At 32.2% G+C, this 24,235-nt stretch carries 18 protein-coding genes; 12 read left to right on the top strand and 6 right to left on the bottom strand.

Annotated elements, in window-relative coordinates; all coding sequences use genetic code 11:
- Positions 1-179: 179 nt before the first annotated feature.
- The 5 genes from ACXHHC_RS15165 to ACXHHC_RS15145 all read right to left on the bottom strand — a co-directional run bounded on the left by ACXHHC_RS15165 (position 180) and on the right by ACXHHC_RS15145 (position 5,745).
- Positions 180-1,634: an IS1182 family transposase gene (locus ACXHHC_RS15165; protein ID WP_458226392.1), complete on the bottom strand. Its 1,455-nt coding sequence runs from the start codon at positions 1,632-1,634 to the stop codon at positions 180-182.
- A 209-nt stretch (positions 1,635-1,843) separates the two neighbouring features.
- On the bottom strand, positions 1,844-3,013 hold the full coding sequence (locus tag ACXHHC_RS15160) for a hypothetical protein (protein ID WP_458227211.1): 1,170 nt from the start codon (positions 3,011-3,013) through the stop codon (positions 1,844-1,846).
- 23 nt (positions 3,014-3,036) lie between these two features.
- On the bottom strand, positions 3,037-3,699 hold the full coding sequence (locus ACXHHC_RS15155; RefSeq protein ID WP_458227210.1) for a hypothetical protein: 663 nt from the start codon (positions 3,697-3,699) through the stop codon (positions 3,037-3,039).
- Positions 3,700-3,907: 208 nt separating this feature from the next.
- Positions 3,908-4,708: an SDR family NAD(P)-dependent oxidoreductase gene (locus ACXHHC_RS15150; RefSeq protein WP_458227209.1), complete on the bottom strand. Its 801-nt coding sequence runs from the start codon at positions 4,706-4,708 to the stop codon at positions 3,908-3,910.
- 29 nt (positions 4,709-4,737) lie between these two features.
- Positions 4,738-5,745, bottom strand: coding sequence for a zinc-binding alcohol dehydrogenase family protein (locus ACXHHC_RS15145; protein WP_458227208.1), 1,008 nt, complete (start codon positions 5,743-5,745; stop codon positions 4,738-4,740).
- A gap of 144 nt (positions 5,746-5,889) precedes the next feature.
- Here ACXHHC_RS15145 and ACXHHC_RS15140 point away from each other — a divergent pair, with 144 nt between their 5' ends.
- The 11 genes from ACXHHC_RS15140 to ACXHHC_RS15090 all read left to right on the top strand — a co-directional run bounded on the left by ACXHHC_RS15140 (position 5,890) and on the right by ACXHHC_RS15090 (position 19,186).
- On the top strand, positions 5,890-6,768 hold the full coding sequence (locus tag ACXHHC_RS15140) for an AraC family transcriptional regulator (RefSeq protein ID WP_458227207.1): 879 nt from the start codon (positions 5,890-5,892) through the stop codon (positions 6,766-6,768).
- Between the two features lie 14 nt (positions 6,769-6,782).
- The gene (locus ACXHHC_RS15135) at positions 6,783-7,661 is read left to right on the top strand and encodes a helix-turn-helix domain-containing protein (protein ID WP_458227206.1); all 879 of its coding nucleotides are present in this window, start codon (positions 6,783-6,785) and stop codon (positions 7,659-7,661) included.
- 106 nt (positions 7,662-7,767) lie between these two features.
- Complete coding sequence (locus ACXHHC_RS15130) at positions 7,768-8,634, top strand: nuclear transport factor 2 family protein (protein WP_458227205.1); 867 nt, start codon at positions 7,768-7,770, stop codon at positions 8,632-8,634.
- Positions 8,635-8,716: 82 nt separating this feature from the next.
- On the top strand, positions 8,717-9,559 hold the full coding sequence (locus ACXHHC_RS15125) for a metallophosphoesterase (RefSeq protein ID WP_458227204.1): 843 nt from the start codon (positions 8,717-8,719) through the stop codon (positions 9,557-9,559).
- Between the two features lie 134 nt (positions 9,560-9,693).
- Positions 9,694-11,394, top strand: a complete 1,701-nt coding sequence (locus tag ACXHHC_RS15120) for an ATP-binding protein (RefSeq protein WP_458227203.1) — start codon at positions 9,694-9,696, stop codon at positions 11,392-11,394.
- Between the two features lie 254 nt (positions 11,395-11,648).
- Positions 11,649-12,722: a glutamate 5-kinase gene (gene proB / locus ACXHHC_RS15115; protein WP_458227202.1), complete on the top strand. Its 1,074-nt coding sequence runs from the start codon at positions 11,649-11,651 to the stop codon at positions 12,720-12,722.
- 5 nt (positions 12,723-12,727) lie between these two features.
- Complete coding sequence (locus tag ACXHHC_RS15110; RefSeq protein ID WP_458227201.1) at positions 12,728-13,990, top strand: glutamate-5-semialdehyde dehydrogenase; 1,263 nt, start codon at positions 12,728-12,730, stop codon at positions 13,988-13,990.
- Between the two features lie 107 nt (positions 13,991-14,097).
- Complete coding sequence (locus ACXHHC_RS15105) at positions 14,098-14,682, top strand: Crp/Fnr family transcriptional regulator (RefSeq protein WP_458227200.1); 585 nt, start codon at positions 14,098-14,100, stop codon at positions 14,680-14,682.
- 98 nt (positions 14,683-14,780) lie between these two features.
- On the top strand, positions 14,781-15,368 hold the full coding sequence (locus tag ACXHHC_RS15100) for a Crp/Fnr family transcriptional regulator (RefSeq protein WP_458227199.1): 588 nt from the start codon (positions 14,781-14,783) through the stop codon (positions 15,366-15,368).
- Between the two features lie 56 nt (positions 15,369-15,424).
- On the top strand, positions 15,425-16,741 hold the full coding sequence (der, locus tag ACXHHC_RS15095; protein ID WP_458227198.1) for a ribosome biogenesis GTPase Der: 1,317 nt from the start codon (positions 15,425-15,427) through the stop codon (positions 16,739-16,741).
- A 78-nt stretch (positions 16,742-16,819) separates the two neighbouring features.
- Complete coding sequence (locus ACXHHC_RS15090) at positions 16,820-19,186, top strand: GAF domain-containing protein (RefSeq protein WP_458227197.1); 2,367 nt, start codon at positions 16,820-16,822, stop codon at positions 19,184-19,186.
- A 1-nt stretch (position 19,187) separates the two neighbouring features.
- Here ACXHHC_RS15090 and ACXHHC_RS15085 read toward each other — a convergent pair whose 3' ends face one another.
- Positions 19,188-20,408: a Pycsar system effector family protein gene (locus tag ACXHHC_RS15085; protein WP_458227196.1), complete on the bottom strand. Its 1,221-nt coding sequence runs from the start codon at positions 20,406-20,408 to the stop codon at positions 19,188-19,190.
- Between the two features lie 60 nt (positions 20,409-20,468).
- On the opposite strand from ACXHHC_RS15085, the gene ACXHHC_RS15080 reads away from it, so the two are divergent.
- The gene (locus ACXHHC_RS15080; RefSeq protein ID WP_458227195.1) at positions 20,469-24,155 is read left to right on the top strand and encodes a metallophosphoesterase; all 3,687 of its coding nucleotides are present in this window, start codon (positions 20,469-20,471) and stop codon (positions 24,153-24,155) included.
- The last annotated feature ends 80 nt before the right edge of the window (positions 24,156-24,235 follow it).

The following is a 24,235-nucleotide window of genomic DNA, read 5'->3' as shown; positions in this document are numbered from 1 at the left end:
CTACTGACAAAGTATGCTTATTTTGTAAAAAAGGTTTTTCAAAAAGAGATTTGACATGTAAATGTTGAATCTCTTTTTTTATTTCAATACTTTTTTGGGTTAATTTTTGAGACTTTAAAAGAGTTTGAAGAGGTTGTTTATAGCCTTTTTATAGGCTTTAGTTTTAGAACTATTCGTTCTTAGCTTAATTTCAAAATTCTTTTAAGATTTACAGCAAAAATGGTCAAAGCACCTTGCATTTGCATATTTTCAATACCATACGAGGTAGCTCTTCCATAACCATGAACATTTTTTAGTTCACCATTTTTAGCTTCTATCTTATAGCGATGCTTTGATTTTTCTTTAAAATAGTCTGTTTTTTCAAAATCAATTTGCTCTTGGTGTATTTTTGATTTTATGGATATCGAATATGTTTTTGACTTAGCTCCTTCTTTATAACATCCTTTTCTTAAAGGGCAGTTTTTACATTTTTCGACATTAAAATAATAGGTGATTACTTGATTTTTCTGAGTATTCTTCTTGCCTTGAATTGCTTTTTTTGTTGCTAGATGTCCAGCAGGACAAACAAACATATCTGCATCTTTATTATAATCAAATTCATTTTCTTTTTTTCTGAATCCTTGACTAATCGCAGGATTTAACTTTGCTACTATTTGAATGTTTTTTTCTTTGGCTAATTCTAAATTTTTCTTGCCTGAATAAGCTGCATCCCCAATAACTGTATCTACAGCTATTCCATTTTTTTGACTTTGCGCTATAAGTTCTGGCAAAATAGGTCCATCTCCTTTTTCGCCTGAAGTAACAACGGCTCCTGTGATAATTCTTTCTTGTGTCATGGCCAGATGACTTTTAAATCCAAAAAAGGAACTATCTGATGACTTGTGTCCTATTTTAGCATCCATATCTTTAGATACAACTTCTTGTTGGTGTTGTTCTATATCATCGATAGATTCTTTTAATAGGTTCAATTTTTCTTTTACAAAAGGTACTTCGCTAATTGTTGGGGAAGCTTCAAGTAAAGTTTCTAACTTTTTACTATAGGTCATTTCTTTTTCTAAATCATTACAATCGTTTTTAGTAGGCATTTTATGTTTCCAATCTTCCTTGTAGGTATAAACAGCTTTTCGAAGTTGTTTTGATCTTTCTCGCAAGATATCAATAGCTGAAGATGGATTAGATTTGGATAAAGTATGCGTAGCATCAACAATGATAGAACCCGAACGGATGATTCCTTTTTCGACAGCAATACTTACGGTTTTGTTAATTAATAAATCTAGTAAATTGGTGTCTTTAAGACGTTGCCTACGGAATTTTGTTAAGGTACTTGGATTGATTACTCCCTGCTCAGGTAGCATTTCTAAAAAATACTTAAAAGACATGTCATAACGAGAACGATCTACCACATCAACATCTGATAAAGTGTAAATCACTTTTAATAATAGGTACTTGAAAAGTTTTACAGGGCATTCAGCTGTCCTACCTTGATCTATGGAGTATTTATCTAAAAGTTCTTCATAAATAAAACTAAAATCTATTAAGTCATTGATTTTTCTTAATAAATTATCTTGGGGAACTATCAAATCGTAAAGTGAACTATATTCACTTAGACCTAAAGTTTGTTGTTGATTCAGCATAAAGAAAAATACAAAAAAAGAAGAATAGAATTTAATAATTCTATTCCTCTTTTTTATAAATATACTTTTTCAGTAGCCTCAAAATAACCTTACTAAATAAAAAAATGCTGAGAGTTTACACTCTCAGCATTTTAAATATTATTTCTTATTCAAAAAGAATTTAATATTTCTATTAAATCATTCTTAATACTCGCTAGACTTTCGTCTTCTTAATTACCGTTATAAACTTTATTAATTTCTTCACACAAACCATCTTGATCTAAATTAATCCCTTTGTTATTCACATCTGAACCTTTAATTGCACTAGCACCAGAAGCAGCTGTAGTTCTATATGCATTATCATAAAGCACTCTAAATTGGTATATAATATTATCCTCTAAAACAGGCCCTTTTCCATTAATATAACCATCTTTAATTGTCTGAAAATATCTGAAATTAGCATCTCCTACAGCTCTATATTCAACTTCGTTACCATCTAAAGCTACATCTACAGAATTACATTCAATTTTTAAGTTTAAATTATAATTCGTAGTTGCCTCATTAGAAGATACATCTCCTCCAATAGGGTCACTACCTCCAACAATTGTACATACCGAAACGGATTGTTTATCTAAAATAGAGACTGCACTAATAGGATTTGTAGAGAAATCAACTCTTACTATACTTAATTTAAGATTTGAATTTAATAAGGGCTTTAAAGCACCATAGAAACCATTATTTCTAACAGTTCCTGCTGTAATAGAGAAAGTACCTACAGGTGCACCTATAGCCCCACCTCCTAAAAACACATCATTTTCATCGTAGATATAATAGTTTAATAATGCATTTAATGAATTATTTGTGAAATTAAATACAACCACATCATCTGCTACTGAACACTCTATATCTGTAGCTCCAAAAAGATCGTTTGTTTTACCTGCTCTTGCCACACCAGAAAAAGCTGGCAATGTACTTGGTATTAATGCAACAGGGTAAGATTGAGCTTCATCAGCACCATCAAAAGTAACCTCTATTACATTATCAGCATATCCTGTAGCAGAAATGGTTAATGTAACCTTAACAGGATTCTCTTCACTTGCGTTTGCTTTTCTTTCAACACCAAAAGACACTGCACCTTCTATAACTTCTAATTCATATCCACCTGTTACTTCAGTTCTTTTTCCAGCTTCACTGTACACATATTTTGCATTATCTCCTGATACAATTGCAGTAGCATCTACAGGTAAAAATGTAAACAAATCAATCACTTTAACGTTTACTTTATTAACTACCGCATCTGGAGAAATCGTTATTTTAAACTCATCTTCAAATTTTTTATCAATACAACCTACTTGACCTAAAAGTAGTATTGCAATTACTATGTATTTTATTGTTTTCATAATGTTATAATTTTAAGTTCTATTTAAAATGAGTACGCAAATCTTAAAGAAGCATGAGGTAAAAACTTATTTTCTTTAAAACTATCTTGTAATAAACTCTGTTGGTTGCTTGTTTGCTCAATAATTTCTGTTGCAGTTAAAGACATTGTTGGTCCATCAGCAGCGTAATATGCTCCTAATTCTAAACCAAAACCAAAACCAGTCTTTGGTACCGCTCTACCAAAACCAATTCCTAAGTAAGGCATTATACCTTCCCATTCTGCTCCAATACTAATTTGCCCTACTTCATCAGAAGTGAAAACCACATCTCCTATAGTTACCTCTCTTGTAAAAGACATATCTACATCTACAGTACCACTGGTAAAATACCCTGCTCCTACTACAAACCTAAATGCTTTTCCAAACGGAGCAATGTTTAATTTTAAATCTACATGAGAAAAATCTACTTCTCCATCTATAGATAAGTCTTCTCCATCTAACTCAAATTCATAGTCTTCGACAGTAGTTTTCAATAAACCGTAGTTAGCAGTTAAAGAAAAGTAGTTGTTAAATTTGTAGGAGTAATCCACATTAATTCCAGATCCTACACCTACTGCAATAGCATGTTTTTTTTCTTTTTCTTCTTTCTCTTGCGAATACCCTAGACTCGTACACAGACAAATCAATAAAATAATTGTTTTTTTCATATTATTCATTTTAGTTTAAGTTCATATATACCAATACTTTAAAGAAGTATTTACTTGCTTTATCACAAAAGTAATTTACAACAACGAAACTAAGAAAAAGAAAACTTTTTCTAACCATACTTTAGTATTAAAATACAAAAAAACATTTGTTTATAGCATAAACCAATGTTTTTTTGTATTTGAGTTAGAAAAATAAAGGGTCCAATTATTAATTTTTCAATAAATTCAAAGCTACTTTGTTCAATTCATTTATCTTATTTTCATCATACGCATCTGGGTAAGCTCTCCCAAAACCGCCATTATCATTATCAAAATACTTTCCATTTATATCTGCTGTATTCCATTTTACAGCTAAATCATATAAGATATTAGCCCCTTTATCTGCAGAGGACCAATATTGACCGTAAGCTTCATTTGCCATTTTTGTATTTAACAAAGAACCTGGATTAACCGCAACCACCGCTACTGATTCCTCTTTTTTTGCCAAGTAAAAGCTCCACATAGTTAACGCCAATTTACTTTGAGCATATGCTGTACTAACCGAGAGTTCTTCCTGACCTTTTAAGGCTTCCAAACTAACAGGAGCCTGTGCTGCTGAACTTAAATTCACAATTCTAGCTGCTTCAGAATTCTTTAACAAAGGAAGTAAAGCAGTGGTTAACTGGTAAGGTGCTAGAAAATTCACCACCAACCTTATATCTATACCATCTTTGTTGTAATTTACAGGACTTTTAAAAACCCCTGCATTGTTTATTAGAACATCTATTTTAGGCACTTCTGCTAAAATTTTAGTTGCCATAACTTTTACCGATTCTAAATCTGAAAAATCAGCAACAAAGCCTTGTACACTATCATTTCCAGAAGATGCTACCAGTTCTGCAATTACTCCGTCAACTTTTGACTGGCTTCTCCCATGTATATATATAGTATGTCCTTCTTTAGCAAATCGTAAAGCAACTAATTTCCCTATTCCGTCTGTGCTACCTGTTATTAATATATTTTTTTTCATGATTTCTATTTTATGTAATGATTCCTCTATTAAAATTCTTCTAATACTATTTTCCCTTTTGCTTTACCAGATTCCAACAAAGCGTGGGCTTTTCGTAAATTTTCTGCATTAATTTTCCCAAAATGATTTCCAACTGTTGTTTTAATTATTCCCCCATCTATTAATGCTGCAACTTTATTTAAAATCTCATGTTGTTTGATACTATCTTCTGTTTGAAACATAGATCTAGTAAACATAAACTCAAAATGAGTAGACACAGACTTGGCTTTAAAAGGCATGATATTGAAACTAGTAGGATCATCTATCAAACCAAATTTCCCTTGTGGTTTGATAATTTTTACAATCTCATCAAAATGGTGCTCTGTTGCATTTAAGCTTATAATATAATCAGGTGCAGACAAATTATACTTTTTAAACTCATCTCCTAATTTATTTCTATGATTAATTACATAATCCGCTCCTAATTCCTTTAACCACTCTGTAGTTTCTTTCCTAGAAGCTGTTCCTATAATATTCAATTTTGTTAGTTTCTTTAACAATTGCACCATAATAGAACCCACTCCCCCGGCAGCACCTATCACTAAAACACTTTTAGAAGGATCTTCTTTAGCTACTTCCATTCTATCAAACACCAATTCCCAAGCAGTTAACGAGGTTAGTGGTAACGCTGCAGCATCACCAAAAGAAAGTGACTTTGGCTTTACTCCTACAATTCGCTCATCAACCAATTGATATTCTGTATTACTCCCTTGTCTGGTTAAATCGCCTGCATAAAAAACTTCATCTCCTACATTAAAAAGACTTACCTCGTCTCCTACTTCTTTCACAATTCCTGTTGCATCCCAGCCTAATACTTTCCAATCTCCATTTTCTGGAGGCATTAGTTGCCTCACTTTAAAATCAACAGGATTTACAGAAATCGCTTTAACTTCTACCAAAATATCTTTTCCAATTGGCTTTGGAACTGCTAACTCTATATCTTGTAATGCTTCTTTTTTATCTATGGTAAAACTCTCTTTAAATCCTATGGCTTTCATAATCTTATTATTTATTTTACCACAAAGCTACTAGCTAAAGAACGCTTTGGCATGGTAACTATAGCGGGCATTTTGGTACTTTTAAAGGTTATTTTAATCCTTTTTCCCTTTTTTGAGTATTTTTACAGGATAATTTTATAGAAAATGCGCGTTTTAGACACTTATAAACCTTTTGAAATACAAGAAATTAATCTTTCTGAATGGAAACAACGTCCTGTTAAGAACAATTTCTTTGAACTAGTACTGATAAAAGAAGGTAAAGGAACACAATGCATTAACTACAATGAACATGAATATGGCAAAGGAGATATTTTCTTACTTCCTCCATTAAAATGTCATCAATTTAAAATTGACAGCGCTACAACCTTTGTCTTTTTAAAATTTACAGACTCTTTTTTTAAAAGTGCCCAAAAACAATCTATAGATAGAAATGAGTGGTTTAAAGAAGCATCTTATATACTCTCTAACTACAATCAACTACCTGGTGATATTATTAAAAACGATGCAGACAGGAAGCATATAGAAATGTTAAGTCATATGATTTTTCAGGAATCTAAAAATAACGGCGAAAACGCTACATCTTTAATTAGAAGTCTAATGACAAGTATTTTAGAAATTCTAATTCGAAATATTAAAAAAGGAAATTTCTTTGAAATAGCCCAAACAAACTCTGATGATAGAATTACCAAAATGTTAACCTATATAAACGAACATATTAATGAACCCGACTTTTTAAAAATTGATCATTTAGCAAACACCTTTTCTATATCTCCAAACTACTTAGGTGAGTTTTTTAGAAAACAGGTACAAATTCCATTAAGAGAATACATTATTAAAGCCAAACTTAAACTTGTAGAAATTAGATTGCTAAATTCTGATTATACATTAACCGAGATAGCAGAAGATTTAGGTTTTACAGATGTAAGTCATTTGTCTAAAACCTTTAAAAGATATGTGGGTATGTCTATAAAAGAATTTAAACTGAATGGAGAATACCAATTGTTAAAACGTACTACCTGTTAAAGTAAAAGGTTACTATGAAAGAAAACATACAGCAAATACCATTTAACAGTGGCAACAGCAAAGATCAATTTGATTTATTGAAACTGAGAAATTTGATTGGTAAAAAAAATATGGACCACTCTCCTCTAGACAATCATCAAATTAACTTTTACTTGTTACTTTTTATTACTAGCGGAACCGGAACACATAGTATTGATTTTAAAGAATACGACTATAAAAAAGGAACTGTTTTAAGTATTAGAAAAGATCAAATACATAAATTTCACGAACTTAATAAGGAGACTGAAGGCTATGTTCTCTTATTTACCAACGATTTTTTAATTCATTTTTTTGAGAAACAAGAAGTTGCAAGAAGCTTACAAATATTTAATGAGCTAATTACTTCTCCCAAAATTCAACTGGACGAAACTCAATTTTCAAAAATCTACACTTTAACCCAAGAAATAGAAAAAGAGTTTATTACTATAAAAGATGAGCATTCTATTGGTATCATTAGAAGTTTTCTACATATTGTTTTCCGTGTACTGTTTAGAGTAAAATCTAAAGACGACAACCTAACCAGTCAAAAAAAGTACTTGTCTAAATTTCTAGATTTTCAAAAACTTGTAGAAGCTGAATGTTTTACCACTAAAAAAGTAAACGACTATGCAGATAAACTGGGTGTAAGCACCAAAACGCTCAACAATATAACTCACGAAATTATTCACAAATCTGCCAAACAGTTTATAGACGAAGTGGTACTGACTCAAATAAAAAGATTATTAATAAACACCAATTTATCTGTTAAAGAGATTGGCTACACTTCTGGTTTTGAAGAGCCCACAAATCTTTATAAATTCTTTAAAAGACAAACTAAGACCACCCCAGAGAATTTCCGAAAGCAAACCATCTAACCCCTTACTTTCCGTTTTTTACAGTCTTAATGCTTTTTTCTATAGCTTTTCAGAAACACTTGGGTTCTACCTTTGCAACAAGAAAACGAACCTAATTTATTTCATTATGAAAAATTCAAAAATAACAGCATTATTAATCGGTACAACTGTCTTATTAGGAAGTTGCACAAGCACTAAAAAAACATCAGAAAAAATGGACCCCGTAAATTTAAAAGAAATTGTATTAAAAGGAGAAAAAGCTTTCTTTGGAGATTATAACCCAGAAGGTATTAAAGAATACTTTACCGAAAACTACATTCAACACAATCCACACGTACCTACAGGAAGAGAAACCGTTATTGGATTTCTACCAGCTTTAAAGCAAGCAGGAACAACAGCTAAAACACACCGAATATTCCAAGATGGAGATTTTGTAGTAACACACAATACCTACGATAACGCACAAGCCTTTGGTGCCAAAGAAATTGTAAGCTTTGATGTGTATAGATTAGCGCATGGAAAAATTGCCGAACACTGGGACAATATTACTCCTATAGTAGCAAAAACAGCTAGTGGACGTTCTCAATTTGATGGACCTACAGAGGTAATAGATTTAGACAAGACTGAAGCTAACAAAGCATTGGTAAAAAACTTTATAGACGATATTTTATTTGGAAAAAAACCAAATAAAATAACAGACTATATAAGCACTAAAAAATACCATCAACACAATACTGCTATTGAAGACGGAATAGCTGGATTAGGAAAAGCTATTGAATATTTAGTTTCTCAAAACAACATGTTTCATTACACCAAAGTGCATAAAATTTTAGGAGAAGGAAACTTTGTATTGACCATGAGCGAAGGAGATTGGTCTGGAAAAAAACAAGCTTTCTACGATTTATTTAGAATTGAAAACGGAAAAATTGTAGAGCACTGGGACGTAATATCCGAGATCCCTACAGAAATGGCTCATAACAACAGTAAGTTCTAAACATTTATCAATTCTTTTTTTAAGGTTACTCTTATATAAGGGTAACCTTTTTTATTTTTGCCCCTATTAAGCTATTAATAGAATGAAAAGAAGGAGTTTTATAAAGAAGGGAATTTTAGGAACAATAGGTGCTTCTATACTTACAGGAATTTATGCATGGAGATTAGAACCTTATTGGCTGGAGTTTGTAAAAGTTAAAATGCCTGTTAAAAACCTACCTAACGAACTGATTGGAAGAAAACTAATTCAGATAAGCGACATCCATGTAGGAAATAGATTTGACTGGAATTACATTATTGACTCTTTTAAAAAAGCTCAGAAATTAAATCCAGACTTTGTTGTTTACACAGGAGACTACGTAAGCTACGAAAACGAAAAACAATTTGAGCAACTAAAAGAAGTTTTAAAGCACACCGTAAAAGGAACTTTAGGAACTGTTGGAGTATTAGGAAACCATGATTATGGATCTGGTTTTAAAGAGCAAAAAGTTGCAAACTCTATTACCCAAATCTTAGAACAAGCAGGCATAGAGGTTTTAAGAAACCAACAAAGAGAATACCATGGCTTAACTGTTATTGGAATAGATGATTTTTGGGGCACTAATTTCTTTCCTAAAAAAGTAACGAGCAAAATACATCACAACAAAGCCAATTTAGCTCTTTGTCACAATCCAGATGTATGTGATCTTGATGTATGGAATGACTATAAGGGATGGATACTCTCTGGCCATACACATGGAGGACAAGTAAAACCTCCCTTTCTCCCCGCTCCTATGCTGCCTGTAAAAAACAAAAAATACGGTGCAGGAAAAATAGATTTAAATGACGGAAGAACGCTTTATATAAATAGAGCCTTGGGTAACCTTTATCCAGTTAGATTCAACGTAAGACCAGAAATAACTGTTTTTGAATTGGCAAAAGCTTAATTTATTTCATTATTTTAACAACGTTTGTAGACAAACACACTAGAAAACAGACTCTAATTGCTATGAGATTCATTTTAACAATAATACTTTTCACTAACACCTTTCTTTTTAGTCAAGTGAAAAATGAATTCCCTATGTATAGCTTGCCTATTTATAGCGATAGTCTGTCTATTTCTGAAATTATCAAATTTGAAAAAGAAGGAAAATTCAACCAGCATTTCTCTAACACAATTTATAAAGATTTTAAAGCTAAAGAGGCCAATTGGATTGTAATGTACATTCCTAAATTAAATACAGATTACTTTATTAGTATTGAAAACCCTCTCTTTGACAATCTTGAAATTTACACTCTAAAAAAGTACGCTACACCTACAAAAGAAGAACACAGAAAAAAAGAATACAGGTTTCCTTTAATTCATATTGCTAAGGAAAATTCTCCCTGTAAATTGTTCTTAAAGGTTAAAGATTCTAATAGCTATAGAACTGAATTTTTAATAACAAGCTTTAGCATTCAGGAATTTAAAAAGAAAATAGAAAAGGACTATTTTATTATTGGAGCTTATGTTATTGGAATTATAGTACTTCTTAGTACCGCATGTATTATCTTTTTATACAGGAGAGAATATGTAATAATATGGTACATAATACACCTTATGTCTTTGGTTACAGAATACCTTATAGACAATGGAATATTAGGACAATGGTTTATCAATAACGCCCTTTTACAGAAATACAATATAGACAACATTGCCATACTAATCTCTGTAATGTCTCTTTCTGAATTTTTTAGAAACTATTACAAATACAACTCTAAAACAAATTTTTGTAAATACATATACAGTGGTATTTCCCTCTTTTGTTTAATTGGCTGTTCTTTATTCGCTACCAACTTACTTTTTAACACAAATTTTAATATTGAACACTTTGCACATATAGCCCTAAACTATTGTTCTTTAACATCTTTATTGGTACAATGTCTTTTAACATACTACAAGATAATTCCTAAATACATTTTTATAGCTTTCTTACTTCCGGTCCTTGGAATATATGCAAACCTAGGAGGCTTTAAAAATCTTTTCGACAATCCAAACATTGTTTACTTTATCTATCAATCTGTTTACTTAGGAATTTTCATCAATGTATTTGTTATTATTTTTTACATCTCTAAACAATCTATAGATGGAGAATTTCTATCCGTTAACTTAAAACAAGAAAACACCTTTTTAAAGAATAGTTTTCAAGAAAATCTATCAAAGCTACAAGAAGATCAGCAAAACACAATTATGAGTGATGTGCATGATTCATTTGGAGGATATATAGAAGCTCTAAGACTTAACCTTCTTCAAAAAGAACTAAACCATCAGAAAATAAACGAAATATTAGAAGCTTTTAAAAAGGATTACAAATTCCTATTAAACTCACTATACGTTCCCAATATAAATCCCGATAACATAGAGCTAGCGATTGAAGAGTATTGCGCAAAAATGGATGAGCTAAGTTCAATAAAAATCAACTTCTATAGCTCTATTGATAAAAACTCAAAACTTCCACAATCCATGGCTAAACTTATATTTAAGGCCACATCAGAACTTACCACTAACGCTATTAAATATTCTAAAGGGACTTTTATAAATATCGATTTAATTATTAGAAATAAAAACGTTTTTCTTACAGTCTCGGATGATGGTATTGGATTTAACAAAAAAAACATCCCTATTACTTCTTTTGGAATTAAAGGTTTAAATGAAAGAATTTTACTACTGAATGGAACTTTTGAAATAAAACAATTATCAGGAACCAGCGTAATTATCTACATTCCATTACAAACCAACTAGGCAACTACACTGTAAACAAAAACCGTTACAGTCTAACCGAGTAAAAACAACCCGCTGGTTATAAATTAATTGCTGTTTTAAAAACGACATCTACTTTATAACAGTAAAAAAATAATTCCCTTTTTTAGGCGGCTTATTTCTTTCTAAAATCTTTGATTTTCTTGAATTGTCTGTAATTTGTAAAGTCTTTAAAAAAAGACGACTTTTGCACTTAGTTTTCTTTTAAAGAAATTTGAGTAAAATAAAAGATTAAGATGTCTAAAAAGATTGTCATAAAAATAGGTTCTAATGTTCTTACACTTTCATCAGGTGCTCCTAATGAAGAACGCATAGCGCATATTGTTGCACAAGTTGCAACACTTAAAGAACAAGGACATCAGGTTATCTTAGTTTCTTCTGGAGCAGTAGCTGCAGGTAGATCTCAAGTAAAAATTTCTAATAATCTAGACGTCATAAGCAAAAGGCAAGTATTATCTTCTGTAGGGCAAATTGCGTTAATGAATTTATACAAGCAGTTTTTTGCTGACTATCAATTAATTTGTGCTCAGGTATTAATAACCAAAGAATCTATTATAGGTACAAGAGAGCATTATTTAAACATCAATAACTGTATAGAATCGCTGTTAAAGTGTAACATTACTCCAATTATTAACGAGAACGATGTGGTATCTATTACAGAATTAATGTTTACAGACAACGATGAATTATCTGGTTTAGTGGCAACAATGACACAAGCAGATGAACTCTTGATTCTAAGCAATGTAGATGGTATTTTTACAGACCACCCTAGCAATCCAAATGCGAAATTAATTAGAGATTTTAATTTGGAAGAAATCAATTTAGAAGAAGCAATTAGTGTTGAAAAATCGGAATTTGGACGAGGTGGAATGCTCACAAAAGTTAACACCGCTTTAAAAATATCTGAATTGGGAGTAAATGTTTCTATAGGTAATGGAACCGTCCCCAGTATTGCCGCTAAATTATTAAATAGAGAAGCAGGAACTTTTTTTAAAGCCAAATTCGATAAAAACAAATCTGCTGTAAAAAAGTGGATTACCAACTCTGAAGATTTTTCTAAAGGGAAAGTTTTTATAAACAAAGGAGCTCAGGATGCTCTTTCTGACACAAAAGCAAATAGTTTGCTGCCTATAGGAATAGAGAAAATAGAGGGCGACTTTAAAAAAGGAGACATCATCGCTTTATTAGATTTAGACGGTAACGAAATAGGATACGGGAAAGCTTCTTACAGTGCAGAGAAAGCCAAACGCCTATTACATCAACAAAACCAACAAGCATTAGTGCACTATAATTACTTAACTATAAAGTAATAATTTTGGAAACAACCATGGAATTTACACTGGAACAAACATTTAAAAACGCTACTAAAGCTAGTAGATCTTTAGTAGAATTAGATATTAAAACTATTAATACTGTTTTACTAGAAATTGCAGATTTAGCAATAGCTAAAACAGACGAAATTTTAACAGCCAATCAAAAAGATTTAGACAGAATGGATGTAAACGATCCTAAATACGATCGTTTGCTTTTAAATGCTGAAAGAATTAAAGGCATTGCTGGAGACATTAAAAATGTAGCAAACCTTACAAGTCCTGTTGGACAAATTATAGAAAACAAAGTCTTAGAAAACGGACTAGATATTTCTAAAATAAGAGTTCCTTTAGGAGTTATTGGAGTTATTTACGAAGCACGTCCAAACGTTTCTTTTGATGTTTTCTCTCTTTGTTTTAAAACAAAGAATGCATGTATTTTAAAAGGAGGATCAGATGCTGAATTCTCTAACATTGCTATTGTAGGAATTATTCAAGAAGTGTTAAAGAAACACCAAATTAACGAAAATGTAGTAACTCTTTTACCAGCAGATAGAAGTGCGACTACCGAAATGTTAAACGCAGTAAACTATGTAGATATTATTATACCTAGAGGTAGTCAAGGTTTAATTAATTATGTTAGAGACAATGCCAAAGTACCTGTTATTGAAACTGGTGCCGGAATTGTACATGTTTATTTAGACAAAGATGGAGATTTAGAAAAAGGAAAGGCTATTATTACAAACTCTAAAACCAGAAGAGTAAGTGTTTGTAACGCCTTAGATTGTTTGTTAATTCATCAATCTCAACTAGAAAACTTAAATCAACTAACAACAGATTTAGCTGCAAAAGAGACTGTAATTTTTGCAGATAACACTGCATATGCCAAACTTACAGACTATCCAAAAGAGTTGCTTTTTAAAGCAGACGACTCACATTTTGGAACCGAATTTTTAGCTAATAAAATGGCCATAAAAACAGTAGAGAATTTGGACACCGCTTTAAATCATATTGCAGAATACAGCTCTAAACACAGTGAAGCTATTGTTTCAGAAAACGGAGAAACAATTGCCAAATACCTTAATACCGTAGATGCTGCTGCTGTTTACGCAAATGCATCAACTGCCTATACAGATGGTGCTCAGTTTGGTCTTGGTGCAGAAATTGGGATTAGTACTCAAAAGCTACATGCAAGAGGACCAATGGCTTTAGAAGAAATTACATCTTATAAATGGGTTGTAAAAGGAAATGGACAAACGCGTAGCTAAATAAACATATGTTTATAAAAATAAACACGTAAAAAAACACTATATTTGAGTAGTTGTATCTCTTGATGCAACTACTTTTTTATTTCAACCAAACCACGTAAAGCAAAATGCCCCATAGAATAATTGACTTTCTTACAAGAACGAAAGATATACCTAGCCAAGAAATAGAAGTTTTAGCAGATCTAGTACAACCTCTTACTCTAAAAAAAGGAGATTTTTTATACGAAGAAGGTAAAATACCAAAAAATGGAGCATATATACTGTCGGGCGTTTTAAGAGAATACTACACAGACTCTAAAGCATCAGACTACATTAGACGTTTTGCTTTTAAAGATTGGTGGGTGGTTGATTTATATGAGCTAATACACGAAAAGCCTGCTTTGTACAGTGTGCAAGCAATTAAAGATACTGAACTTTTAATCTTCACGAAAAAAAATTGCGACATCCTCTTAGAAAAATGTCCCATAACAACCAGTGTTATTCTAGAAATTTCTGCAGCCGATAAATACTCTATCGCTAAGAAAGAAAAACAAAAAAGAAGTTTATCAGCAGTGGAGAATTACCTGTCATTACTTAACTCGTTTCCAGGAATTGACAAGGAAATCCCCTTATTTCAAATTGCCTCTTATTTAAACATCAAACCAGAGTCTTTAAGTAGAATTAGAAAACAGCTAAATCAATCGAAAAAATAAAAAGTTTTTAAAACTCAAAAAATTATTCGGTGACATTTACTAGATTTGCACCGTTTTCTATGAAAAAGTATTACAAATAACCCCTAAAACTAAAGGTAATGCTTGATAAAATTATTGATTATTATAAAAAAAGAAATGTAAACCTTCCACAAGACGAAATTGATATTATATCAAACAACATCTCACTAAAAACCTTAAACAAAAGAGAATTCTTATACAAAAAAGGAGACACAAATACCCCTGGAGGATATATCTTAAAAGGATGTGTTAGAGTGTTTATTGAGGATAGTAAAAATGTTGAATACAATCGTTTTTTTGCTTTTGAGGATTGGTGGATAGGTGAATTTCACCAAATACTAAACAGTTTACCTTCTAAAACTAGCTTACAAGCTATAGAGCCAACACAAATAATTGAGATTACTAAAGAGTCTTACGAAACAATCTTTAGAGAGTGCCCTGTGTTTACAAAGGCCACTTTAAACCTATATTTAAGCAGTTATGCAAATCTTCTAGAAAGAGAAGAGGTAAAAAAGACACTTACTATAGAAGAACTGTATGCTAATTTAATAGAGAAGCACCCAGAAGTTATAGAAAGAATACCATTATACCACATTGCAAGCTATCTTGGTGTTAAGCCAGAATCTTTAAGTAGAGTTAAGAAAAAATTTAAAGAGGCTACTGTTTAATCGTTTCAGCTATATAAACATTCATTTTACGTATCTTTGCACAAAATTTACGTTTCATGAACAGTATTGTAGCCATTGTAGGGAGACCAAATGTAGGAAAATCAACATTATTCAATAGATTAATTCAACGAAGAGAAGCTATTGTTGATGATATGAGTGGTGTTACAAGAGACCGTCACTACGGAAAAAGTGATTGGAACGGTAAAGAATTCTCTTTAATTGACACCGGAGGATATGTTGAAGGTTCTGATGATGTTTTTGAAGAAGAAATTAGAAAGCAAGTAATATTAGCTTTAGACGAGTGTGATATTATTGTATTTGTAGTAGATGTTACTTCGGGAATATCTCCATTAGACGAAAGTGTAGCCAACTTATTAAGAAAAAGTAAAAAGCCTGTCTTTTTAACAATTAATAAAGTTGACAATGCAATGCGAGAAGCTGATGCATACGAATTCTACAACCTAGGGCTTGGCGATTATTACAGCATATCTTCTATTAACGGTAGTGGAACTGGTGAGCTATTAGATGCTCTTACCAAAGAAATGCCAGACACAAAAGAAGAAGAAATAGAAGAAGCTAAAGATGAACTGCCTAAGTTTGCAATTGTAGGAAGACCAAATGCAGGAAAATCTTCTTTTATAAATGCGTTAATTGGTAAAGATAGAAATATTGTTACCGATCAGGCTGGAACAACCAGAGACACCATAGATACTGTTTACAACAAATTTGGTTTTGACTTTAAATTAGTAGATACTGCAGGTATTAGAAAAAAGTCAAAAGTTAAAGAAGATATTGAGTTTTACTCGGTAATGAGAGCGGTTAGAGCTATAGAACATTGTGATGTTGCTGTTCTAATGATAGATGCCTCTCGTGGGTTTGAAGGACAAGATCAGAATATATTTTGGTTGGCTCAGAAAAACAGAAAAGGAATTGTTATTCTTGTCAATAAGTGGGATTTAATTGACAAGGAGACCAATACCATGAAAAAATGCGAGGAAATGATACGAAAGGAAATTGCTCCTTTTACAGATGTTCCTATCGTATTTACTTCTACAATTACCAAGCAACGTTTGTTAAAAGCGTTAGAAACGGCTGTAGAAGTTCATAAAAGTAGAAGCAATAGAATTGCTACAAGTAAGTTAAACGAAGCCATGCTACAGGTAATAGAAAATTACCCTCCACCAGCAGTAAAAGGTAAATATGTTAAAATTAAATACTGTATGCAGCTTCCTACACCAACACCACAGTTTGCGTTTTTCGCGAATTTACCACAGTACATAAGAGATCCATACAAGCGTTTTATTGAAAACAAAATGCGTGAAATTTTCGATTTCAAAGGAGTGCCAATTACAATTTATTTTAGACAAAAGTAAACTTGTAAAACACTGTTAGTTTACATCTCTTATTACGACAAAAATTAGTATATTCAATAATGGATATACATTGGCCGTATGCAGATTTTAAAAAGCACCATTGAGCATAAAGAATTGCCTATCAAAATTCATATTAGTTTTGACAAGGTATACGATTATTTAGAAGAACAAGTTGCTGATAAAAGCAGTGTTTTACACGCTAGTGCTGTTACACTACTCCAAGAACTTAATCAGTACCCAGCGCTTAGGGAAGGGTTTGATGACTTTAGTTTATTAGAAACTTATAACGTTCCTATTAAAAAACTATTGAGCCTTCTTTTTCCAGATTTATTACAAACCAACGAAATAAAAGCAGCCTCTATTCCTTTTGACATGACTACTTTTATGTTGTCTAAAAGGTTTAAAAAAATTATAGAAGATGCTGGGGAAGACTATCTATTTGATTTAAGAAACTTTGAAAGCAACAATATGTACATACTATCTTGTGTGTACGTATTGGCTATATATTACAACACATACATAGATTTTAAACGTCCTTTCTTTTTTGATATTCCTGATCAACACGGAGTACTAAAAAGTTACAGAGCAATGTTTAATGCAGATTTTGCAAATATTACCAAAACAGAAATAGCTCCTGAAATTACCGAAGAAGACATTCATTTGTTAATGAATAATTTTGAAAATGTAGAGGTTTGGAAAGAAAAATTCCCGCCTAACTCTTACACTTTTAAAGGCTTTGGTATGATGAATCTTTTTGATGTAACTCAAGATGAAACAATTTCTAAAATAAAGAATACTTTCATCAAAAGAGACATGGATAGCTTTGTACAGCTAGAAATGCTTATTCAACAGCTATACAACATAAAAGATTTAAAACTGGGAATTTCTGTTTACTCTAAAAATGAAGAAAATAAGAATAGTCCTCTTAATTTTAATGACATGAGCTTAATTTCTTCTGGTTTTTGTTCCTGTCCAGGAGATCATTTTTGTGACGGAATTGTAGAACGTGTTTTTAGTTCTTCTATGATTACCGCTATTACAGATATTGAAAATTATGGAGAAAGAGCTGGTAAAAACGACTTTTACAATACCATTATTAACAACGGTATTAAAAGCATTATACTGGTTCCTATTAGTTTAAATGATGATTTTACAGCCATCTTAGAAGTTGGATCGCCTAACGCTTACCAACTAAACTCTATCAACGCGAATAAATTAAAAGACATTATTCCTGTTTTAGCCATTACTGTCGAAAGATCTATAGACGAACGTCACAACTTACTAGAGACCATCATTCAAGAAAACTACACTACCATTCACCCAAGTGTAAAATGGAAGTTCTACAATGCTGCAGACGACTATATATCTAACGAGAACGATCTTAAAAAACTAAAGGACATTCGTTTTAAAAACGTTTATCCTATTTATGGACAGTGCGACGTTAAAGGATCGTCTACCGCCAGAAACAATGCCATACAAGAAGATTTAAGCTATCAATTAAGTCAAACAATATCTTTATTCGAAACCATTTACGCCAAAGAGAATATTGCTATTTATTTGCAATTGATATACTGTTTACAAGAAAAGTTAGACTCTATTAAGGACGGAATTAAAACCACAGATGAGCTACAAATAACCGATATCTTAAAAGAAGAAGTATATCCTATATTAAATCATCTAAAATTAACCCAACCATCGCTTAGAGAAAAGATTAAGGCTTACGAAAGTGAAATAGACGATAGATTGGGTATTGTATATCAAAAGCGTAAAGCCTATGAAGATTTTATTACGCATCTTAATTCTAGTTTGGCAAAGCATTTAGACGAGGCTCAAAACGAAGTACAACGCTTTTACCCTCACTATTACGAACGTTTTAAAACAGATGGTTTAGACTACAATATGTACATAGGAGAAAGTATTACCAATGCTAAAAAATACCACTCTCTATACATTCAGAATTTACGTTTGTGGCAATTGCAACAACAGTGCGAAATGGAATACATTGCCAGAAATATAGATGTAGACCATCCTGAAATAAGCCTGCAAGTAACGTCGTTAATTTTAGTGCACTCGCTTCCTTTGGATATTAAATTTAGAATGGACGAGAAAAAATTTGATGTGGATGGTGCGTATAATATGCGTTACGAAATCATCAAAAAAAGAATTGACAAGTCTTATTTAAAAGGAACGCAAGAACGTTTAACTCAGGCAGGTAAAATAGCCATCGTATATACGCACGAACACGATTTGCAAGAGTATTTAACCTACATAGACTACCTAACAAAACTAAACTATTTTGTAGGCGAAATTGAGCATGTAGACATAGAAGATTTACAAGGAGTATCCGGACTAAAAGCTTTAAGGGTAAACATCAACTTTGATAAGAAAAATAAAGACGATCTATCTTTTCAAAAGCTATTAGAACTTACAAAGTTAATGGACTAGTTTACATTCCTAATGTTAAACTCATGTTGTAAAAAGCCAATCCAAAAGACACCACAGAGATAATAATACCTATCATAAACACAGTATAGGTTAATCTAAGCAACTTGTACTTTTTTGCCAATACCAACCCTAAGAAGTACAAGTCTTTGTTTAAAGATTTGTACAAATATTCTTTGTCTTCCATTAAAGTAAACATCCCTTTATCAAAAGCCTCTAGCGGCATTTTATGAAAGTTTCCAAAGAATAATAAATTTACTTTTTTATCGTCTATATCTTGCTGTGTAAATGTTCCCGAGGTTACTTTGGGCCTTGTAGATAACACCGCAAAAATAATGGATACTACGGCTGTAATTAAAAAGATAATAGTTGGCAGAATTAAATAATAATTATCTGCCTTGTCTAATTTTGGAAATAAGTTAGACAGTGCCAAAGACAAAATAATTGCATTTACACTCAACAAAATATTAGCCTTGGTATCTGCAATATCACTTAACTTTATATGATTCTTTAAGGTAACGCGATACATGGTCTCTATCGTTTTACCCGAATCTTCTTTTTTAGTGGCTTCCTTAGGCTTTTTACTACTTTTCTTTTGCCTTTTTAGCAAAGCTTCGTCTTCTTTCTGTATTGCATTCTTTAATTTCTTTTCATTAGAAGCCAAGTTAGATGCTTTCATTCCGCTCCAGTGTCTAAATGCAAAATCTGTAAAAAATTTATGAGCCCTTAAAAATTCAGAATTGCATTGGTACCATTCTACATCTGTTAATGTTTTTCCCTCTAACAACTCCCACTCTGCTCGTAATAACTTACTACTCGGTTCAAAGGAAGTAGTGGCTACATGAAACAAATCGGCATCGCACATAATTTTCTCCATCTTGTTCTGAGGATCTTGTGGCATTTCTGTTGCTCTAATACAACCTACTACACACTCTATTTTTTCTTGTGCATAACCATAATCTTTTAAAAAACTAATCGCCTCTTGTACACTCACCTCCTCGTGTCCTTTTCCTCCCTGTGTATAACCTATATCGTGAAACCAAGCAGCAAGTATGACACATTCTGCTTCTTCCTCTGAAATTTTCTCTTCTTTAATTAAGGTTTTGGCTGCATCTACGACATCTTGTGTATGAGATATTCCATGGTAAAGGGTACCAGTTGGCAGATTATGTTTTAAATAATTTACAACATACAACTCTGCAGACTCAACAATGGGAGATTTCATATTTTTTGGTGATTTGATCAAATTTATTAAATAATAAACTTATTTTTAATTGTCTATTTTATGAAAATTACAATGAAGTTAATTTATAAAAAAAAATCGTTTTTCTTTATACCTTTTTTATTCTTGGTAGGCTGTGCTACTTACAAGCAACAGTTCTCTAAAAATTACAAGAATTGGCAAGAAAAACAAGACATTACAACTAAAAAAACACACGCTATTTACTTAATAGGTGATGCTGGTAATAGTCCTAAAGGAAATACAACCTTACAAAATCTACAAGAAGAACTCCTAAAAGAAGATAAAAACGCAACCGTTTTATTTTTAGGAGACAATGTATACCCAAAAGGTATACATCCTAAAAAAGGGAAAAAGCAGCAAGACGGGATTCTTAAACTTAATGCCCAATTAAATGCAGTAAAAGGATTTAAAGGGCAAACTATTTTTATTCCGGGAAACCACGATTGGTACTATGGTTTGGATGGATTAAAAAAACAAGAAAAACTAGTTGAGAAAGCTCTAGGTAAAAACACCTTTTTGCCAGAAAATGGTTGCCCTTTAGAGGTGGTACATCTTACAGATAAAATAGAAGTAATTGTAATTGATTCTGAATGGTTTATTACAGACTGGGACAAACATCCAAAAATGAACGACAAATGTGATGAAATCAAAACAAGAGAAAAATTCTTTGTAGAATTAGAAGGGTTGATCAACAAGAGTCAAGACAAAGTAACGCTAATTGCAATGCATCACCCGGTAATTACCAAAGGAACCCATGGTGGTGCAGCCTCTGTTAAACACCATTTATTCCCTTTTTCTAGTAAAGTTCCTTTGCCAGGGTTGGGTACTTTTTTTCATCTACTACGAAAAACTAGCGGATTAAACACACAAGACACACAAGCTAGTCATTACAATGAGTTGGTGCAACGCGTAAGTACTTTAGCCAAAGAGCATTCACATTTAATTTTTGTTTCTGGTCACGATCACAACCTTCAATACCTATCAAAAAACGGAATTCCGCAAATTGTTAGTGGTGCTGGTTCTAAAACATCGCCTACTTATTTAGGTAACGAAGATGGATTTACTTACGGTGGTAATGGCTATGTAAAATTAACAATCCATAAAAACAAAGGGGTGGTTGCCAATTTTAAAAGCAACAACAAAACAATTTTTAAAACAACTGTTTTTGCTCCGTTAAAGGAAAAAAACACGAATAAATACGCTACAAGCAATATTCCGTCTGTCGTAACATCTCAGATATATCCTAAGAGTTTAACCCAGAAAAACAAGTTCTACAAAACTTTATGGGGAGAACACTACAGAGAAATTTACAGCAAAGAAATTTTAGCACCAACTGTCTTGTTGGACACCTTGTACGGAGGTTTAACATTGGTAAAAAAGGGAGGTGGACATCAATCCAAATCGTTGCGTTTAAAAGATAAAAACGGAAAACAATATGTAATGAGAGCCTTAAAGAAAAGTGCCATTCGTTTTTTACAAACCGTAGCTTTTAAAAAGGATTATATTACTAAAAAACTAAAAGGAACATACACAGAAAACCTATTGTACGATTTCTATACTTCTGCACACCCGTACACTCCTTTTGTTGTGGCTGATTTGTCAGACCCTGTGGGAGTTTTACACACCAATCCAAGGTTATTTTATGTACCAAAGCAAAATACCTTGATTCCTTTTGATGATGAATTTGGAGATGCTTTGTACATGATAGAAGAGCGACCAGAAAAACACCATACCGATGTGGTTTCTTTTGGATCTCCTGATGATATTATAAGCACAGACGATTTATTTGCAGCATTACGAGAAAGCAAAAAAAACAAACTGGACGAAAGAAATTACGTTACTGCTCGTCTGTTTGATATGATTTTGGGAGACTGGGATAGACATGTAGACCAGTGGAGATGGGCTGTTTTTAAAGATGGAAAGCGTAAAACTTTTAAACCAATCCCTAGAGACAGAGATCAGGCTTTTTCTAACTACGATGGATTTATCTTAAAGTCTTTAACCACCATGATTGACCCCATTAAATTAATGCAAACCTACGACAAAGAACCTCGTAACTTGTTTAAATTTAATGATGAGCCCTACCCTATTGACGTGTCTTTATTACAAGAAAAAAATTATGACTTGTGGAACGAGCAGGCTACTTTTATAAAAGAAAAATTAACAGATGAGGTTATTGAAAAAGCTTTTGGGAAATTGCAATCGACTCTGCAAGATGAAAAATTAGAACGCATTAAAACGGTATTGAAACACAGAAGAGACCATGCAAGTGATATTGCGAATGAATACAGAAAAGAATTAGAAAAATTTGCCATTGTAAAAGGAACAGACAAAGATGATTATTTCTTAATTTCTGCAACCAAAGATAAAACCACTGTAAAAGTATATAATATTAAAAAAGGGCAAAAAGAAGACATATACTTTACACGTGAATTCAACAATAAGAATACCAAAGAAATTTGGATTTACGGACTAGACGATGACGATTATTTTTATGTTGTAAACACCCACTCTAAAAGTCCTAAAATTAGATTAATTGGAGGACAAAACAAAGACACTTATCATGTAGAAAAATCTGCAAAAAGAGTCCGAGTACACGATTTTATCAGTAAGAAAAACAACTACAAAGGTCGCTTAAAGCAACACCTGTCCGACAAATACAACAACAACATTTATCAATACAGAAAAGTAAAAGACCACAACCAAACAGTAATTCCGCTACTTGGTTTTAACCCCGATGATGGTTTTGCACTGGGAGTTGCACTAAACAGAACCAATTTTGGTTACAACAGACAACCTTTTACCAACAAACATAATTTTAGTGCTAAATATTACACCGCTACAAATGGGTTTGACTTTTCTCATAACAGTGAAATAGCGACTTATTTAAGCGATTGGAATGGTTTTATAAAAACAAGATTAACAAGTTCTAACTTTAGTCAAAACTTCTTTGGTTTTGGAAATAACACTACCAATATAGACAATACTAAAGGGCTAAACTACAACCGTGTAAAAACCGAGATTAAGCATTTAGAATTGGGAATGAAATGGAACAACCACAAAGGAGCTTCTATAGCAGTAAGCGCACCTTTAAAAGTTTATGAAATAGAACCTACAAACAGTCGTTACATAGACACACAAAACATTCGCTTTGACTCACAGTTCTTTACGGGAATTAACACCAAAATAGACTATAAAAAACACAATAGCAATGCACTACCTACTCTTGGTTTTCATTTTGAACTAAACTCGGGTTGGGATTATAATATTTCTGAAGAAACCTCTTTGGTATTTATAAAAACAGGAATGGGAATGGTACATCCTATTTCTGCTAATGACAAATGGGTAATTAATAGTAAAGTTAGAACTCAGTTTAATATTGGAAGTAATGCTTTTATGCCGTACCAATCAGCTTTTATTGGGGGTAACAATGGATTAAGAGGATTTAGAAACGAACGTTTTGCTGGAAAACAGAGTTTTGTACAAAACACAAATATTAGATATACTATAGACGAAATAAAAACGCCTATTTTACCGCTAACCTACGGTTTTTCTTTAGGTTACGATTACGGTCGTGTTTGGATTCCTAACGAAACTTCGGATCGTTGGCATGTGGCTTACGGAACTACATTTTGGATGAGTGCCCCTGGAGCTACCAAGGCGAACCTAAATTTATTTAACAGTAGAGAAGGCTTGCGTTTTACTTTTGGTGTAGGGGTGAATTGGTAGTTTTAATGAATTGTTAATGTTCAATGATTAGTTGATAATTATAGCCAAACGCATTAACAATTAAACCTTAAATACCTGAA

Source organism: Wenyingzhuangia sp. IMCC45574 (genome assembly GCF_054182685.1).
Note: the sequence above shows the minus strand (reverse complement) of the source record. Positions and strands in the feature narration are given on the sequence as shown.